Source organism: Weizmannia sp. FSL W8-0401 (assembly GCF_038009125.1).
GTDB classification, from domain to species: domain Bacteria; phylum Bacillota; class Bacilli; order Bacillales; family Bacillaceae_C; genus Weizmannia; species Weizmannia coagulans.
Genome location: NZ_JBBPAG010000001.1, coordinates 2,625,064 through 2,641,301 on the forward strand (window position 1 = coordinate 2,625,064; position 16,238 = coordinate 2,641,301).

The window sequence follows — 16,238 nt, forward strand, 5'->3', positions numbered from 1 at the left end:
CCATCGCCGCATGGTAGCCGGGCACGGTGAAAAATATTAGAGAATGAAAAAAGACCGGCATGCCTAGCCGGTCTTTTTTCGTTACCTTATTTGCTTTATACAAAAAGCTTTGTTTTCTGCATTATCCGTTTTTCTGTGCAACAGGCCGTTTCCATAACCCGAGAATCAGGCCGGAAACAATTGCGCCAATGATAATGGAGACAAGGAACAAGACCGCATGGTTGGCAAGGAATACAACGAAAATCCCGCCGTGCGGAGCCGGTATGTTAATGTGCCAGAATTGTGTCAGCCCACCGGCTATCGCCGAACCAACAATGCTTGAACCAATGACACGGAGCGGATCGGATGCTGCAAACGGGATTGCCCCTTCCGTAATAAAGGACAGCCCGAGCACATAGTTTGTAATGCCTGCTTCTTTTTCCTGATTCGTAAATTTATTTTTGAAGAACGTGGTGGCAAGCGCAATCGCAAGCGGCGGTACCATCCCGCCGGCCATTACGGCAGCCATCATCATGCCGTTCGTGTTACCGCTCGACGTAAATACACCGATCGCAAACGTGTAAGCCGCTTTGTTGAACGGGCCGCCCATATCGATGGCCATCATGCCGCCCAGAACGATGCCGAGCAGTACGGCATTGCCCGTGCCAAGGTTATTCAAACCACCGATTAAACCGGTGTTGATCCATTTGAAAATCGGGTCAAAAATATAGTACATCAATCCGCCGGTAAGCAAGAGGCCTAAAACCGGGAAAATCAAAATCGGTTTTAATCCATTCAGCGCCTGCGGCAGCCCTGCAAATACTTTTTTCAAAAAGACGATCATATATCCGGCAAGGAAACCGGCTGCAAGTCCGCCGAGGAAACCGGCATTCGAGCGGGACGCAAGATAGCCGCCGACCATACCAGGCATGAGAGCCGGGCGGTCGCCAATGCTCGATGCGATAAATCCGGCCAGAATCGCAATCAGGAAGTGGAATGCCCCTGTATCGCCGCCTGCAATCGCACTCAGCATTTTGAAAATCGTGTTGTGTTCACCGGCTGTTCTTTCAATCAGGAACGAAATCGCTAGCAAGATCCCGCCGCCGACAACGAATGGCAGCATGTGCGAAATCCCGTTCATCAAATCTTTGTAAATGGTTCCCCATACCGACTTTTTCTCCGCCGGCCCGTCGTCCTGGCTGCGGTCCGTGCTGTCTGCATGGTAAACAGGCGCATTTTGTTCCAGTATCCGGTTGATCAAGTCTTCCGGCTTGCGGATGGCATCGCTGACAGGCGTTTGCAGGACGTGTTTGCCGTCAAAGCGCGCCATTTCAACTTTCTTGTCGGCTGCGACAATGACCCCGACAGCGCGGTCAATTTCATCTTTCGTCAGTTCGTGTTTGACACCTTCCGAGCCGTTTGTTTCCACCCGGATCGGAATGCCCATTTCTTCCGCTTTTTTCTTCAAAGAATCTTCCGCCATATACGTATGGGCGATCCCGGTCGGACAGGCGGTAACAGCAACGATCAATTTGTCATCCGAACCGTTGCCGGCACCCGTTTCCGCTGCTTCTTTTCCTTCTTTTTCCGCTTGTTTTTCATCGAACAGCCTTGCCACTTCAGCCGGCGTTTCAGCCTGTTTCAATTGCTGTACAAACTCCTGGTCGATCAAAAGCCTCGACAATGCCGCCAATGTTTGCAAATGCGTATCCGCTGCGTCTTCAGGCGCTGCAATCATGAAGAATAAATAGGATGGCTGGCCGTCCAGCGCCTCGTAATCGACGCCTTTTTTGCTGCGCCCGAATACGACTGTCGCTTTATTGACCGCTTTTGTTTTTGCGTGCGGCATTGCAATTCCGTCGCCGATTCCTGTACTCGACTCCTGCTCGCGTTTTAAAATCATTTCTTTAAAAAGAACCGGGTCATTGATGCGGCCGCTTTTTGACAGGCTTGCAATCAATTCGTCAATCGCTTCTTCTTTTTTCGTCGCCTGCATATCCATAACCATGGTCTCCTGGACCAATAAATCGGTTATTTTCATTTTAGTTCACTCCTTTTTCCAGTACAGAAAACAATACATCTTATCACGGCATCCAAACCGGGTGCTGAAGAGCCATTTGTTATTTTGTTTCAACTGCGTGCTTTTATCATGGCGGAGGAAAAACTTCCTTATGCTCCGCTTTGCTCACATATCACCTTCGTTTTGCTTAAAATGGAAGATTTTAAGGAATCCGGCAATTCATCCGTGATAATGGAAGCCTCCGAAATGTCAAACATCTTGCAAAAAGCCACTTCCTGAAATTTGCTGCTGTCTGCAAGCACATAACATTGTTCGGAAAGTTCTTTTGCCCGCCGCTTGATCAATGCTTCTTCCGGGTCCGGCGTGGTAAAGCCCATTTCAAGGTCTACGCCGTTTGCGCCGAGAAACGCTTTGTCAAACCGGAAACTGTTTAATGTCTGCATGGCGACACTGCCGATCACCGCCCTCGTCGTTCGTTTCATCATCCCGCCGAGAAGGTAAGATTTGATTTTTTTCTCGACAAGCGCCTCCACATGCGGGATCCCGTTCGTGACAACGATTACATTATTCCCCTCTATATAAGGGATCATTTCAAGCGTTGTCGTTCCGGCGTCCAAATAAATGCAGTCATTGTCACTGATCATTTTTGCTGCCAATTGAGCGATGATTCTTTTCTGTTGAACGTTTTTGAGCGTTTTCGTATCCATATCCGGTTCTTCGCTTCTGCGTTGCAAAATCGATGCGCCGCCATGGATGCGCCTGAGCAAATTCATCGCTTCCAGGTCCTGAAGATCGCGCCTGACCGTTGATTCTGAAGCATTAAGCAGGTTAACCAGCTCCTGCACTTTTACGATATGGTTTTCTTGCAAATGTTGCAAAATGATTTGATAGCGTTCTTCTGCTAACATCTTCATTCCTCCGTCTGATGTTATTTTATCATATACTTAATCATAATCAACCGTTTTCAATCAAAAAATATCATTTTTCTTCAAAACAAATCATATTCCTGTCACATTTTGTCGTGACAGCCTCATTTTACTTATTATCCCCCGAAAATTGAACGTTTTTGAAAAAGTATGGATGATGCGATGAAAAGGTTTTCTTTTTTGCAAAAATAGGTTATGATGGAGTTGTGTTTGTTATACTTTTCACAAAAAGAGGAGGCATTTTTATGACGAAAATCATTACCTCTCCAAGCAAGTTTATACAGGGCCCCGATGAATTGTCCAGGCTTTCGGCGTATACGGAAAGGCTTGGCAAAAAAGCGTTTATTATTGCGGATGAATTTGTCACCGGCCTTGTCGGCAAAACGGTTGAAGAAAGCTATGCCGGCAAAGAAACGGGGTATCAAATGGCATTATTCGGCGGCGAGTGTTCTAAACCAGAAATCGAACGGCTTTGTGATGCCTGCAAATCCCAGAAAGCTGATGTCATGGTCGGAATCGGCGGTGGAAAAACATTGGATACCGCAAAAGCCGTCGGGTATTACAACAACATCCCGGTGATTGTCGCGCCGACCATCGCTTCCACCGATGCCCCGACAAGCGCCCTGTCTGTCATCTACAAAGAGAAAGGCGAGTTTGAAGAATACTTGATGCTGCCGCTGAACCCGACGTTTGTCATCATGGATACGAAAGTGATTGCCTCTGCCCCTGCCCGCCTGCTCGTTTCCGGCATGGGGGATGCGCTTGCGACGTATTTTGAAGCGCGTGCCACTAAGCGGGCAAATAAAACGACGATGGCCGGCGGACATGTTACGGAAGCGGCGATTACGCTTGCAAAACTTTGCTATGACACGCAAATTTTGGAAGGGTTAAAAGCGAAACTGGCAGCAGAAAAACATCTTGTTACGGAAGCAGTGGAAAAAATCATTGAAGCGAATACGTATTTGAGTGGGATCGGCTTTGAAAGCGGCGGCCTTGCTGCGGCACATGCGATCCATAACGGGCTTACCGTGCTTGAAGAAACCCATAGCATGTACCACGGCGAAAAAGTGGCATTCGGTACCCTCGCCCAGCTGATTTTAGAAGATGCGCCGAAAGCGGAAATTGAAGAGGTGGTCTCCTTCTGCCTGAGTGTCGGACTTCCCGTCACGCTCGGGGATTTGGGCGTGAAAGAACTCAATGAGGAAAAGCTCCGGAAAGTGGCTGAACTTTCCTGCGCGGAAGGCGAGACGATTTATAACATGCCGTTTGAAGTCACCCCTGACCATGTGTATGCAGCAATCGTCACTGCTGATTCCGTAGGGCGGTATTATAAGGAAAAATGGGCATGATGGCAAAAAGGCTGCTCCCGGTTCCGGGACAGCCCTTTTTTGGAATTTCACTGTAATCCAGTTGTACAGATTTTTTCTTCCAGCTCGTCTTTTTCAGCTGCTGATAACAGGTTTTCAGCCATTGGAAACAGGACGTTTTCTTCTTTGAAAAAATGGCTTGTGAGCAGCTCATACATTTGAACGATATAGGAAGCAAGCATTTCGGCCTGGCCTTCATCCATGATTTTTGTGCCATTCAAGAAAATCTCAATATATTTTTCTGCTTCATCATGCTCGTATTCCATCACGGCGATCGGCCCGTTTTCGCGTCCAATGTAGCGGGCCATCATGGTAAACAGCACATTTTCTTCCCGTTCGGCATGGTGTTTCAGCTGTGCGGAAAAGGATTCAGTCCCTTTCCGCAGCGCGCCAAGGGCTTCTCGTTTATTTTCGAGTTCACCGTTTATCATCTGCTCTGCCGTTTCATACAATGCGCGTTTTACTTCATTCAAGTGCCCATGCTCATTTTTCAACTGGTTGAGGCCTGCGCACAATGCAACATCAGCCCCGCCGCTAATCATGGCACAATGTGGCATTTCCATGTTAATTCCCCCTCTTTCTTTGAGATTTCCTTTATTTTAAACAAGATGGCGTAAAAATGGCGTGATGCAGATCATAGTTTGCAAATTTGTCTTATTTGGCAGAATCCGTTCAGGGCGACCCAAACTGTTTTAAAGCAGGAAAAGGGACAGGAAGATTTTGGAATCGTGATGTTTTACTGTAAACGTTGCAACAAGACTTTTGATAGAGAATGGGAAACGATTTGGGATATGCAGGAGTTGACGCACGGCTATGTCGGGTATCATTTGTATGATATCTATATTTGTTGCCCGGATTGCGGAGAACTCGCTGAGGCACTGGAAGATCCCGGCCCGAATCCATTTTAAAGAAGGGTGCCTGCCTTCTGCCGGCGGGCACCCTTCTTTTTACGACAACACCAGTTTCTCAATTGCATAGGCGACGCCGTGTTCGTTGTTCGTGCGCGTTTCGAAATCGGCAATCGCCTTTACTTTCGGGACGGCATTGCCCATCGCCACCCCGCAGCCGGCGTATTCAATCATGGTCAGGTCATTTTCATTATCGCCGATACAAACCACTTCCTCGCGGCGGATGCCGAGATGGCTGGCAAGGAGTTTCACAGCATTGCCTTTGCTCGCATCTTTATGCAATATTTCATAATAAAACGGCATGCTTCTGACCATCGTGTACTTCTCCTGCACCCAGTCCGGAATCGCTTCAATCGTCCGGCTCAGCTTCTCCGGCTCGTCAATAAACATCACTTTCGGAATCACCATATCCCGCGGCAGCTCTTCCAACGTCCGGTAATGCACCGGCATCTGCGTCAAATAAGATTCCACAACCGTATAAGGACTGAGATCCCGGTTCGGCGTATACAAATGTTCCGGGTCAAAAAAATGCATCGGCGTTTTCAGTTCGAGGCTGAGCCCGTACAGCCGCACCAAATCGCCGTAACCAATCGACCGTTCCGCGACAACCCCGTTCGTATGCGTATTTTGCACGAGCGCGCCGTTATAGGCAATGACATAATCATCTTCTTCATTCAGCAATAAATCTTCAAGAAAGCGGCGGACGCCCCCGATCGGCCGCCCCGTGCACAGCACGATTTTGACGCCTTTCTTTTTCGCTTTATGTAAAGCTTCCCGGACTTCCGGAGTGACTTCATGCTGGTCGTTTAAAAGCGTTCCGTCCATATCAATGGCAATCAATTTATACATATTTTTCTGCTCCTTGGTGATGAGAAAATTTCATATGATTTTATCATAATACACTCAGCCGGTAAAATCCATTTATGTAAAATCATTTACAAATCATGCATCGCCCAAACTTATTTTTTTAATAAATGCCGGATGGAAAAAACGGGATGGTACAAAAGCATCCACGGGCCGGAAAAACGCATGACCGCCCTGATTTTTTCACGGTAATCTTTCCGGTAGCAATGGACCTTGCAGTTGGAACACGCGCTTTTTTCCTCGCCAAACCGGCAATAGGAAAGCCTTATTAAGCAATAGTTTTGTAAATCGAGGCATTCTTCGCAAAGCGTCTTGCGGTGGTGTTTTTTCCGGCAGTAAATGGCAATCATTTGTGACACGGTTTCCTTTTCTTTTTGGATGACCGGCCCGTTGTTTAATTCCCTTTTTGGCATGGCGATCGACCTCCTGTTTTCACCATACCACAGCCACAGAAAAGCAATTTTAACGATTTTTCTACAATGCACACAAAAATACCGTAAAGAACAAAAGCCTTTACGGCATTTCTATGTCCCTTTTAACAAACGGTAAAAAATGGGAGCCACCTTCTTTAAAAAAGATTATTCCCGGTTCCCTGATTTCATTTTTACCCGCATTACCCAGTCATCGAGGCCGATTGTCTGGGCCGGCGGGACTTCCATGCTTTCGACTTGATCCATATTGGCAACGGAGACAGAGGAGTAAAGATTTTCTGTTTTGGCATCTGTCAATTGAAAGGAAAATTCCATGAGCGGAGTTCCGGCGGTAATGTGATCGCCTTCTTTGACCATGATCACAAATTCTTCGCTTTCCATAGCGGCTTCTTCTGTATTGAGGCGGATTGTAATTTCAAGCCCCTGGTCTGTCAATATACTGATGGCGTTGTTTTCCGGAGAAATGTGCGTAATTCTTCCTGCTGCGGGCGAATGCACCCTTCCTTCAAGCGGTTGGATGGCAATGCCTTTACCCGGCTTGCCCGTATCTTTGCACGGAATCATATTGCCGGCTATCGGGGAAACAAGTGTAACCACTTTTGAATTTTTTCTTTTCAGCCAGTTGAACATCTCACAACACCTCCTTTAGTCAGTAAAATCTGTATTTTTCACTTCTATTATACACCTATTTTGAAACACTGTCTTGTTTGGCGTCAGGAAACTTCACATATTTTTGGAAAAACTTCTTATTCTATTATATGTATGGACAAACGAAAAGGGCCCGCGCCGGACCCTTTTCGAAAAATTTTTACCGGTCCATGCCGCTGTGATGCAAGTGCTGCGGCTGGTTGTTCCGGTTGAATGTTGATTTTTTTCTGCGCGCAAAGTAACGCTCCTTCCGCGCATGGAAGCTTTGCTCAATTTCTTCAAGCGACCGCCCCTTCGTTTCCGGGACGAATTTTTTTACAAACAGGATGGAGAAGATGCCAAGCCCGGTAAAAATGAAGAATGTTGCCGACAGTCCGATTGCATGGAACAATACCGGAAACAACAGGCCGACAAGGAAATTCGTTATAAACAGGCAGAAAACCGAGATCCCCATCGCAAGCCCCCGTAAATGGATCGGATAAATTTCCGACTGCATGAGCCATGTCACAGGAGATACGCCGCCCTGCTGGAAAGCGAGAAACATGACGGTCAAGCCCAAAACGAGAAATGGCAATGCTGCACTGTTTTTTAACGTGATCGAAAAAATCCCGATCAAAAGGAGCGCAGTGCTTGTCCCTGCAAGCCCGGTAATCAGCATTTTTCTTCTGCCGGCCCTGTCCAAAAGTGCAATGCCTGTAAGGGTGGCGAGAACGGAAATCAAACCGTTGGCAATATTTCCGATCAGTGCTGCGCCTGTCGAAAATCCGGATTTCTTTAAAATTTCCGTCCCATAATACATAATGGAGTTCACGCCGGTCAGCTGCTGGATCATCGCGATGCCGACACCGATGACAATGATGCGGCGGACAAATGGAAGTTTTAAATCTTTCAAGGTTGCCTTTTTCATTTTGGCATCTTTTTCGACTGTCTGGCGAATCTCATTCCATTCCATTTGTGCCCGTTTTTCTTCGCGTATTCTCCGCAACACATCGAGGGCTTCCCCAAATTTGCCTTTTGCGGCGAGCCAGCGCGGGCTTTCCGGCACAATCAGCATCCCGAGCCATAAAATGACAGCCGGCAATGTTGCGATTGCCAACATATATCTCCAAATGTTTCCGGCTTCCCCGAACGTATTGGCCAGTATCGCGTTAAACGTATAGGCAAATAGTTGGCCGGAGACAATCATCAGTTGATTTTGTGTAACGATACGCCCGCGGTGTTCGGCAGGCGACAATTCTGCCAAAAAAGTCGGGACTGTGACAGCTGTCGCGCCAACTGCAAGGCCCAAGATCATCCGGAAGGTAACCATGGCGGCCACATTCGGCGCCATCGAACAGCCAAGCGTGGCGATGACGAAAATAAAAGCGACGCTTAAGATCGTTTTCCGGCGCCCTTTCCGGTCAGAAAGCCTCCCCCCGAACACGGCACCGAATGCTGCCCCTAAAAGCAAGGTGCTTGTGACAAGCCCTTGCGTAAACGGCGTTAAACCAAGCTGGTCATCCCTTGACATGAATGGCAGCGCCCCGTTGACAACGCCTGTATCATAGCCATATAGTAAACCACCAAATGTTGATACGATTGTAATCAAACGCAGAAAAGTTTTTTTAGAAAATGATTCTTTCCTAGTTCCCGCTGCCTCGGTACGGACTGAAACACGCCTGCCCCCGTCTCCCTCATCTTTTCCTCTCATTACGCTCATTCCTTTCCTATCATGTATTCTTCGTATGTTGTTAAAATATTTTTTCAGCATATAATTGCTGTACCCTATACCTACCCTGTTTGTTCGTTTTTTTAAACGTAAAAAGCCCGCCCCGCTTTGGATAAAATCCAAAATACGGGGCGGGCTCTATTATGCCGTTCTGTTCGCTTTTTTGATCTGTTTGCTGCGGAGCTGGCCGCATGCCGCATCGATATCCGTGCCGTGTTCCTGGCGCACAACGCAGTTGATGCCATTTTTTTTGAGCGTATCGTAAAATGTCATAATCGATTCTTTTTCGCTTCTTTGATAACCGTGCTCGTTAACAGGATTGTAAGGAATGAGATTGACGTAAGCAAGATGGCGCTTGTCCTGCAGCAGTTTTGCAAGCTGCAGCGCTTCTTCCTTATGGTCATTGACATCTTTCAGCAAAATATATTCGAACGTGATTCTGCGATTTGTTTTTTCTAAATAATAATCGATCGCAGGCATCAGCTTTTCAAGCGGGTATGCACGGTTGATTTTCATGATGCGCGACCGGAGTTCATTATTCGGCGCATGCAGGGAAATGGCCAAATTCACCTGCAGGTCAAGGTCTGCGAACGCATAAATTTTCGGTGCAAGGCCGCTTGTGGAAACGGTGATATGGCGCGCGCCGATCGCCAGTCCCTTTGGCGCATTGATAATTTTAAGGAAGTTCACCACATTCTCAAAGTTATCGAACGGTTCGCCAATCCCCATGACGACCACATGGCTGACCCGCTCGCCCTTTCCGGCTTCATCAAAATGTTTCTGGACATACATAATCTGTTCTACAATTTCCCCGCTGTCCAGGTCGCGGTTTTTGCGGAGCAGGCCGCTTGCGCAGAACGAGCAGCCGATATTGCAGCCGACCTGGGTCGTCACGCAAACCGACAAACCATAATGTTGGCGCATCAAAACCGTTTCAATTAAATTGCCGTCCTTAAGCTGGAACAAAAATTTTACCGTGCCGTCCTTTGATTCCTGTTTCACCACTTGTTTTAACGTGTGAATATGGAAATGTTCCTCAAGCAACGCAAGGCAGTCTTTATTGACATTCGTCATCTCTGCAAAGCTTTTCACCCTTTTTTGGTACAACCATTCCCACACTTGTTGGGCGCGGAATTTTTTCTGTCCGTGTTCAAGCATCCAGCCGGTCAATTGATCTATCGTCAATCCAAAAATGGATTTCTTTTCCATTCTACCCCTCTTTTCTGGCGTTTTTCGCATAATTCCTATTGTAATCGAATTTGCCGCCGATTTCCACAGGCAGATGTTGCAAAATGGGCCGAAGCGAAAGCAGGAATTCTGGCGGCAGGGAACGAATATAGTTTAGATAACTACATTTTTTCAGGGAGAGACAGACATGGGCACAAAAACATTATTCCTGCCATACCGATGGACCGTTGTCATTCACGAATCATACCATTTGTACACAAATCAGGAAGACCAGTATGCCTTTGCCGTGCTGGATGGCGAACTGGATACGGTGGTTGCTTTCTCTGTTCGTGATGCATCCGTTCAGGTGTCAAACTGCGGATACGATGTGAACTTGGACATCAACGTGGAGACGCGCTTAATCACAATCGGGCACGAACCGGAAAGAGAATAGCTTTTTTAGGGTGCTTTTAAAAATTTGAAAGCGCTAATGTATGAAAAAGGGGCAGCCCGCTATATTGTTAGCAGCATGCAAAGTGTTTCGGTTTCGCCCGTTTTCCGGCTATTCTCACCAAGAAGCCGCATGGCGAGAAAAACTTGCATGGAAACGCCCGGCCTATCGAGCGGGCAAAAATCCCCACGCATCCAGACAAACGAGCGTAAAAATGCCGCAGGAGTGTTGGATTTTCCCATCCGTCCATAAAAATTCAAAGAATCCGCACGCCATCAACGGGCCGTGCGGATTTTACCAAAGCTCTTTTTTTCTGTTTTGCTCTTCTTCCAAAAAGTGGATAAAGTGGAGGAAAATATTCGTCGGTTCCTTTTCGATCAATGCCGCATAGCGTTTTTTCACCGGCTCCGTGACAATGCTGCTTTTTTCAATCCGCTTTTTCATATAGGAAAAACTGAGCTTCGTAATTTCTTTTCTCAAAACCCGCGCTTCCTGCGACAGCGCCATGCCGAACGCCCCAGCAACCGCACAGAAAAGGAGGAGCGGAATCGAGCGGTCCTCCGCCGGCATCACGAGAAGCAACAAAAACAAATTGAGCGCTGCCACAAAGATCAGCGGTTTGGACCAAAATGCATACTGGTTGGCTTTTTTCAGTTTCGGGGCGATCATTTCCCCTAATTTCTCCATTTCAAACCGGACAAATCCCGGCATTTCGTTCAAATTAATGATCAAATGGATCCCTTCCCATCCGTTTCATTTAAGGCCGCTTTTAAAAAATCTTCAGGGATTCGAAGCTTTTCAGTATCTACAATCAGTTGGTGCACGCTGTTTTCACTGTTCCGCTTTTTGACTTCCTTCATTTCTTTTTGGATATTCTCCATTTTTACATCGAGTTGTGCTGCCTGCAGTGCTGCTTCTTTCAGTTCTTCCTTCAAATGTTGCGGCACATCCTCATCGTATTTATAGTATATTTTATGCTCCAGGCTTGCCCAAAAGTCCATGGCGATTGTCCGGATCTGAATCTCAACATACACTTCTTCCGACCTGTCCGACATGAAAACCGGAATTTTGATGATCATATGGAGGCTTTGGTAGCCGTTCGGTTTCGGATTTTGAATGTAATCCTTGCACTCAATTAACTTTACATCTTTTTGTTGCTGGATCATTTTGCTGATCTCATATATGTCTGAAATAAACGAACATGTAATCCGAATGCCGGCAATATCGCGGATGTTTTCACGAATCGAATCAAGCGATAATGCACAACCCTTCCGATATGCTTTGTTCAAAATGCTTTCCGGTGACTTTAGGCGCGATTTTACATGCTCAATCGGATTGTAGTCATGGACGTACTGGAATTCTTCTTTTAAAATATCAATTTTTGTCATCACTTCATGGAGCGCGAATTTATACGACATCATAAACCGCGTCAGCTCTGTTTTGACTTCTTTCATCTGCTCAAAATCTATCGGGATGGCAACTTCCATTTTTGTCTCTCCTTCAAATTTGCAATGCAAATCCGTTATCCCCATCTTAAATGCAGGAGGGGGTTTTGTCAAAGAATCGCATTGCCCGCCTTATGTATATCAGGAGGGATCATGGCGGTTTTATTCGCTGTTTACCCGCTATCCAAAAAGATGAATCAAAAAACGATAAATTTTCCTTAAAATGCGTTTGTTTTTTTGCAATATTTGTAATATCATAATCTTGTAAAAGGCACCATAATGACAGATCGGTTACATCTATATCATCAACTAATAAAAAGGAAGCGTTAAAATGACAAATGCAAATGTATACTCTTCTCTACCGGGGCCGCTTTCGAAAGAACTGCTGGAAAGAAGGGAAAAAGCTGTTCCCCGCGGTGTCAGCAACGGCATTCCGGCTTTTGCAAAAGAAGCAAAAGGCGCGCTTGTTACAGATGTGGACGGCAATACGTATATTGATTTTGCCGGCGCAATCGGCACGCTGAATGTCGGGCATAACCACCCGAAAGTTGTCGCAGCTGTCAAAGAGCAGCTTGAACGTTTTATCCATACCGGCTTTAACGTCATGATGTATGAACCTTATATTGAACTGGCTGAAAAATTGGCAGCGCTCGCTCCAGGGAATGCGGAGAAAAAGGTCATCCTTTTAAACAGCGGGGCAGAAGCCGTCGAAAATGCCGTTAAAATTGCCCGCAAATATACGAAGCGGCCGGCCATTATCAGCTTTACCCGCGGCTTTCACGGCAGAACGTTAATGACGATGTCAATGACAAGCAAAGTAAAACCGTATAAATACGAATTCGGCCCGTTCGCTTCTGAAGTTTATAAGGCACCTTACCCTTATGCTTACCGGAAACCCGGCAATTTGACCGATGAAGAATATGAAGACTATATGATCCAAGAGTTCCGGAATTTCTTTCAAAACGATGTTGCCGCTGAAACGGTTGCTGCTGTGGTCATGGAACCAGTACAGGGAGAAGGCGGGTTCATTGTGCCAGGCAAGAAATTTGTAAAAGCGGTTTATGACTTCTGCCGGGAAAATGGCATTTTGTTCGTATCGGACGAAATTCAGGCAGGATTCAGCCGGACCGGGCGCTATTTTGCCATTGAGCATTTCGATGTTGTGCCGGATTTGATTACCATCTCGAAATCCCTCGCAGCAGGCGTCCCGTTAAGCGGGGTAATTGGGCGGAGCGACATAATGGATGCGGCAAATCCGGGTGAACTTGGCGGGACTTATGCCGGAAGCCCGCTTGGATGCGCAGCCGCCCTTGCCGTACTGGACATCATTGAATCTGAAAAATTAAACGAACGGGCGGAAAAAATCGGGAGACATGTGCTTGATACGTTCCGCAGCTGGCAGAAGGAGTTTACCTTTATCGGGGATGTGCGCGGACTTGGCGCCATGTGTGCATTTGAAGTCGTAAAAGACAAAACGACAAAAGAACCGGATAAAGCATTGACAAAGCGGATTGTGAAAGAAGCCAACAAGCGGGGGCTGCTTCTTTTGGATGCCGGGATTTTCGGCAATGTCATCCGCATTCTAATGCCCATTGTCATTACAGACGACCAGCTGCAAGAAGGCCTGGATATTTTAAAACAGTCCATTGCCGCTGCCGCAAACGTAAAGGAAGAAATATCTTTATTATGATATTAAAGGCCGTGCCCGTGGAAAGCGAAGTATTTTGACGGAGCGCTTCGTTGCTTTCTTATGAATAAATAAAAATCCGAATCATTCAGATAGAATGTCTGAATGAGTTCGGATTTTTCTATGAGTAAAATACTTCTGTCCCAGCCTCCTCTTATTAATCCTCCGGCGGGGCCATGAATTCAGGGCCAACGGGGTCTTTTACATTTTTATTTATGATATCATCGATTGTTTTCAAGTCTTCTTGTGTTAGTTTCCAACTGAAAACTTCCTTGACAGGGTTTAATTGATCGGGGCGGCGCGCACCCCATAAAGCGATGCTTGAACCCGGTTGATCAAGAAGCCAGCGAACAGCTAAATGAATAACTTGTTTGCCGTAAGCTTCTTGGACCCATTGATTTAATTCGTTAACGGCCGATAAATATTGTGGCAGGCGGTCCGGTTGAAATTTTGGATCTGTTTTGCGCAAATCATCGCCTTCGAATTTTCTGTCCGGTGTCATCTTACCGCTCAAAAGTCCCCGGCACAGGCTTCCATAAAATAAAGAAGTCATGCCTTTATCCACAGCATATGGCAAAACATCTTTTTCAATGTTTCGTTCAAACAAATTATAAGGGGGCTGTACCGTGTGCAGAGGTGCCACAGTACGGAATGCCTCCATTTGTTCCGGAGAAAAGTTGCTGACGCCTATGGCGCGAATCTTCCCGGAATCATAAAGTGTCTTCATGGCCTCTGCGGTTTCTTCAATCGGTACTTTCGGATCCGGCCAATGCACCTGATAAATATCTATGTAATCGGTTTGAAGCCTTTTTAATGAATCATCAATTTCTGCTAAAATCCGTTCTTTTGATCCATTTCTGAAAACTTCACCATTTTTCCATTCCAATGCAACTTTTGTCGAAATCACCACTTTGTCACGTTGTCCGACTTCAGCAAGGGCTTTGCCGACTATTTCTTCAGACCGGCCAAAACCGTATGCGGGAGCCGTATCAATCACGTTAATCCCTAAATCGATCGCAGCTTGAATCGTTTTGATGGATTCCCTTTCATCGGTTCCACCCCACATCCAGCCGCCAATGGCCCATGTTCCGAGGGCAACCCTTGATGCTTCTTGAATATCGGTATTTTTTATTTTCGTATATTCCACTTCATTTTCCTCCTTCTGAATAGAATAGAAAATGCTTGGTGCAAAACTATTTTATTCTTATTCATTTATGAGTGTAAAGTAATGTGCATTGCTAATCTTTTTAAGCTTACATGAACTCTGAAAATAAAAAGCCCCGAGAATGTTCGGGTCTTCTTGTAATAAAAAATTAATGCTTTGACTGGTATCATAAAAAAAGTTAATCTTAAAATTCCTTCTCATTTTTCGTGAATCTCTAACATGCATACAGCACCGGCGTCCTCTCGAATATAATAAAAAGGAGAACCGATTGAGTGAATCTCTAACATGCATACAGCACCGGCCCCGTTTTTCCTAAGGGCCTTTCGAACGCCATACAGCGCGGGCGGGCAAAAAAGGCTTTAAAATGGCCATGCAGGGCGCCCGTGCGTTTTGCGTGAAAACCTGATGAAGGATGCCACACGTTTCATTTTGGCGAGGCCCTTAATCCTATGTTTTTCCACAAAAAAGTAATGCCCGGACCGTTCATACCGGCCCGGGCTATTTTTTATTTTACCTTTAACGGTTCCAGCTGTTTTAAAATCTCTTCCAGTTCTGCATCTGCCTGGATCAGCGCGGCAGCCGTATAAGCACTTTCGACAAAGGCGGTGTCCATCAGGCGGATGTACTTATCCGACATCTCCATTGCCATTTCCAAATTCATTTTGGCGCTGCCAAGGTCATAAAAAGCAAACAGATCATCCGCTTCATTTTCGGCTATGGCGGCATTCATTTTGTCAAAACTGGTGCCAACCCCGCCGTCATCGGTGCCACCCGCATACGTAATGGAAACGTCTTTGGCCGCTTCCTTTAACAATGTGGCAAGGCCGGCCGCGATTTCAGGAATATGGGAAACAATGACAATGCCTACTGGTTTTTTACTCATCCAGAATCCCGCCTTCCAACAAAGCTTCAAACAAATAGCCGCTTGAAACCGCCCCAGGGTCAAGATGGCCAATGGAACGCTCGCCAAGATAAGATGCGCGCCCTTTTGTCGCTTTCATCTCTTTTGTCGCCTCTACGGCAGATTGAATGGCCTCTTTTGTCAGCGATCCGGACGCGAGTGCTTCACAGGCTGGTATCCAGACATCAACCATCGTTTTCTCGCCTTTTTCCGCTTTCCCGCGTTTTTGGATGCCTTCAAGCCCGGCTTTTACAATTGCCGCAACATCTTGTTCATTTTCCCCTGCCTGTTTTGCCATCGCAATCAGCGCTGATCCATACAGCGGCCCCGAGGCACCCCCGACTTTTCCAAGCAACGCCATCGCCGCTGTTTTCAGGACGTCCTGGACCGTGGCAAAACCGCCGGCTTCCAGTTTTTCTTCCATAGCCGCCACCCCGCGTGCCATGTTCGAACCGTGGTCGCCATCACCGATCACACTGTCCAGTTCGCTCAAATAGGCTTTGTTCTCATTGATTTTTTCTGCAAAACGATGCAGCCAGTCTGTTGCTGTTTCTGCTGTTAACATATTTCC

17 protein-coding genes are annotated in these 16,238 nt (G+C 46.6%); 4 read left to right on the forward strand and 13 right to left on the reverse strand.

Annotated features, from left to right (window positions below):
* Nucleotides 1-121 precede the first annotated feature (121 nt).
* Nucleotides 122-2,020: a PTS fructose transporter subunit IIABC gene (locus tag NSU00_RS12885; protein WP_237348531.1), complete on the reverse strand. Its 1,899-nt coding sequence runs from the start codon at nt 2,018-2,020 to the stop codon at nt 122-124.
* A gap of 128 nt (nt 2,021-2,148) precedes the next feature.
* Nucleotides 2,149-2,907: a DeoR/GlpR family DNA-binding transcription regulator gene (locus NSU00_RS12890; protein WP_237348532.1), complete on the reverse strand. Its 759-nt coding sequence runs from the start codon at nt 2,905-2,907 to the stop codon at nt 2,149-2,151.
* Between the two features lie 263 nt (nt 2,908-3,170).
* Here NSU00_RS12890 and NSU00_RS12895 point away from each other — a divergent pair, with 263 nt between their 5' ends.
* Nucleotides 3,171-4,274, forward strand: coding sequence for a glycerol dehydrogenase (locus NSU00_RS12895; RefSeq protein WP_340703770.1), 1,104 nt, complete (start codon nt 3,171-3,173; stop codon nt 4,272-4,274).
* Between the two features lie 47 nt (nt 4,275-4,321).
* Here the strand turns inward: NSU00_RS12895 and NSU00_RS12900 are convergent, their stop codons facing one another.
* A complete protein-coding gene (locus NSU00_RS12900; RefSeq protein WP_133536463.1) occupies nt 4,322-4,855 on the reverse strand; it encodes a hemerythrin domain-containing protein in 534 nt (177 codons plus the stop codon).
* A 165-nt stretch (nt 4,856-5,020) separates the two neighbouring features.
* On the opposite strand from NSU00_RS12900, the gene NSU00_RS12905 reads away from it, so the two are divergent.
* Nucleotides 5,021-5,200: a hypothetical protein gene (locus tag NSU00_RS12905; protein ID WP_340703936.1), complete on the forward strand. Its 180-nt coding sequence runs from the start codon at nt 5,021-5,023 to the stop codon at nt 5,198-5,200.
* A 39-nt stretch (nt 5,201-5,239) separates the two neighbouring features.
* Here the strand turns inward: NSU00_RS12905 and yidA are convergent, their stop codons facing one another.
* From yidA to rlmN, 5 genes are all read right to left on the reverse strand, one after another.
* Nucleotides 5,240-6,049, reverse strand: coding sequence for a sugar-phosphatase (yidA, locus tag NSU00_RS12910; RefSeq protein ID WP_017554285.1), 810 nt, complete (start codon nt 6,047-6,049; stop codon nt 5,240-5,242).
* A 110-nt stretch (nt 6,050-6,159) separates the two neighbouring features.
* On the reverse strand, nt 6,160-6,477 hold the full coding sequence (locus tag NSU00_RS12915) for a nitrous oxide-stimulated promoter family protein (protein WP_340703771.1): 318 nt from the start codon (nt 6,475-6,477) through the stop codon (nt 6,160-6,162).
* Nucleotides 6,478-6,642: 165 nt separating this feature from the next.
* Nucleotides 6,643-7,125 (reverse strand): PTS glucose transporter subunit IIA, encoded by a 483-nt coding sequence (locus tag NSU00_RS12920; RefSeq protein ID WP_013860418.1) that lies wholly within the window; start codon nt 7,123-7,125, stop codon nt 6,643-6,645.
* Nucleotides 7,126-7,303: 178 nt separating this feature from the next.
* Nucleotides 7,304-8,833 carry a sugar porter family MFS transporter gene (locus NSU00_RS12925; RefSeq protein WP_340703772.1) on the reverse strand — a complete coding sequence of 510 codons (1,530 nt, stop codon included), beginning with the start codon at nt 8,831-8,833 and terminating at the stop codon, nt 7,304-7,306.
* Between the two features lie 159 nt (nt 8,834-8,992).
* Nucleotides 8,993-10,060 carry a 23S rRNA (adenine(2503)-C(2))-methyltransferase RlmN gene (gene rlmN / locus NSU00_RS12930; RefSeq protein WP_340702947.1) on the reverse strand — a complete coding sequence of 356 codons (1,068 nt, stop codon included), beginning with the start codon at nt 10,058-10,060 and terminating at the stop codon, nt 8,993-8,995.
* A gap of 166 nt (nt 10,061-10,226) precedes the next feature.
* Between rlmN and NSU00_RS12935 the strand changes: the two genes are divergently transcribed.
* Nucleotides 10,227-10,472 carry a hypothetical protein gene (locus tag NSU00_RS12935; RefSeq protein WP_014097178.1) on the forward strand — a complete coding sequence of 82 codons (246 nt, stop codon included), beginning with the start codon at nt 10,227-10,229 and terminating at the stop codon, nt 10,470-10,472.
* A 291-nt stretch (nt 10,473-10,763) separates the two neighbouring features.
* On the opposite strand, the gene NSU00_RS12940 is transcribed toward NSU00_RS12935, so the two are convergent.
* Both NSU00_RS12940 and NSU00_RS12945 read right to left on the reverse strand, forming a co-directional pair.
* The gene (locus NSU00_RS12940; protein ID WP_179234675.1) at nt 10,764-11,201 is read right to left on the reverse strand and encodes a YwnF family protein; all 438 of its coding nucleotides are present in this window, start codon (nt 11,199-11,201) and stop codon (nt 10,764-10,766) included.
* The gene (locus NSU00_RS12945; protein ID WP_014097176.1) at nt 11,198-11,956 is read right to left on the reverse strand and encodes a GTP pyrophosphokinase; all 759 of its coding nucleotides are present in this window, start codon (nt 11,954-11,956) and stop codon (nt 11,198-11,200) included. The genes NSU00_RS12940 and NSU00_RS12945 overlap by 4 nt, the downstream gene beginning before the upstream one ends.
* A gap of 289 nt (nt 11,957-12,245) precedes the next feature.
* Here NSU00_RS12945 and gabT point away from each other — a divergent pair, with 289 nt between their 5' ends.
* The gene (gabT, locus tag NSU00_RS12950) at nt 12,246-13,604 is read left to right on the forward strand and encodes a 4-aminobutyrate--2-oxoglutarate transaminase (protein ID WP_013860425.1); all 1,359 of its coding nucleotides are present in this window, start codon (nt 12,246-12,248) and stop codon (nt 13,602-13,604) included.
* A 154-nt stretch (nt 13,605-13,758) separates the two neighbouring features.
* Here the strand turns inward: gabT and NSU00_RS12955 are convergent, their stop codons facing one another.
* The 3 genes from NSU00_RS12955 to dhaL form a co-directional block, all read right to left on the reverse strand.
* Nucleotides 13,759-14,748, reverse strand: coding sequence for an aldo/keto reductase (locus NSU00_RS12955; RefSeq protein ID WP_014097174.1), 990 nt, complete (start codon nt 14,746-14,748; stop codon nt 13,759-13,761).
* Nucleotides 14,749-15,271: 523 nt separating this feature from the next.
* Nucleotides 15,272-15,649, reverse strand: a complete 378-nt coding sequence (gene dhaM / locus NSU00_RS12960) for a dihydroxyacetone kinase phosphoryl donor subunit DhaM (RefSeq protein ID WP_014097172.1) — start codon at nt 15,647-15,649, stop codon at nt 15,272-15,274.
* Nucleotides 15,642-16,232 (reverse strand): dihydroxyacetone kinase subunit DhaL, encoded by a 591-nt coding sequence (gene dhaL / locus NSU00_RS12965; RefSeq protein WP_340703773.1) that lies wholly within the window; start codon nt 16,230-16,232, stop codon nt 15,642-15,644. Before dhaL ends, dhaM begins: the two co-directional genes overlap by 8 nt.
* Nucleotides 16,233-16,238: the final 6 nt, after the last annotated feature.

What these genes read in the sequence shown, in the direction of transcription:
- NSU00_RS12935 (WP_014097178.1), top strand. Translation starts at nt 10,227, where the DNA reads ATGGGCACAAAAACATTATTCCTGCCATACCGATGGACCGTTGTCATT.
- gabT (WP_013860425.1), top strand. Translation starts at nt 12,246, where the DNA reads ATGACAAATGCAAATGTATACTCTTCTCTACCGGGGCCGCTTTCGAAA.
- NSU00_RS12890 (WP_237348532.1), bottom strand. Translation starts at nt 2,907, where the DNA reads ATGTTAGCAGAAGAACGCTATCAAATCATTTTGCAACATTTGCAAGAA.
- NSU00_RS12925 (WP_340703772.1), bottom strand. Translation starts at nt 8,833, where the DNA reads ATGAGAGGAAAAGATGAGGGAGACGGGGGCAGGCGTGTTTCAGTCCGT.
- NSU00_RS12900 (WP_133536463.1), bottom strand. Translation starts at nt 4,855, where the DNA reads ATGGAAATGCCACATTGTGCCATGATTAGCGGCGGGGCTGATGTTGCA.
- NSU00_RS12895 (WP_340703770.1), top strand. Translation starts at nt 3,171, where the DNA reads ATGACGAAAATCATTACCTCTCCAAGCAAGTTTATACAGGGCCCCGAT.
- NSU00_RS12920 (WP_013860418.1), bottom strand. Translation starts at nt 7,125, where the DNA reads ATGTTCAACTGGCTGAAAAGAAAAAATTCAAAAGTGGTTACACTTGTT.
- NSU00_RS12945 (WP_014097176.1), bottom strand. Translation starts at nt 11,956, where the DNA reads ATGGAAGTTGCCATCCCGATAGATTTTGAGCAGATGAAAGAAGTCAAA.
- dhaL (WP_340703773.1), bottom strand. Translation starts at nt 16,232, where the DNA reads ATGTTAACAGCAGAAACAGCAACAGACTGGCTGCATCGTTTTGCAGAA.
- dhaM (WP_014097172.1), bottom strand. Translation starts at nt 15,649, where the DNA reads ATGAGTAAAAAACCAGTAGGCATTGTCATTGTTTCCCATATTCCTGAA.
- NSU00_RS12885 (WP_237348531.1), bottom strand. Translation starts at nt 2,020, where the DNA reads ATGAAAATAACCGATTTATTGGTCCAGGAGACCATGGTTATGGATATG.
- yidA (WP_017554285.1), bottom strand. Translation starts at nt 6,049, where the DNA reads ATGTATAAATTGATTGCCATTGATATGGACGGAACGCTTTTAAACGAC.
- rlmN (WP_340702947.1), bottom strand. Translation starts at nt 10,060, where the DNA reads ATGGAAAAGAAATCCATTTTTGGATTGACGATAGATCAATTGACCGGC.
- NSU00_RS12915 (WP_340703771.1), bottom strand. Translation starts at nt 6,477, where the DNA reads ATGCCAAAAAGGGAATTAAACAACGGGCCGGTCATCCAAAAAGAAAAG.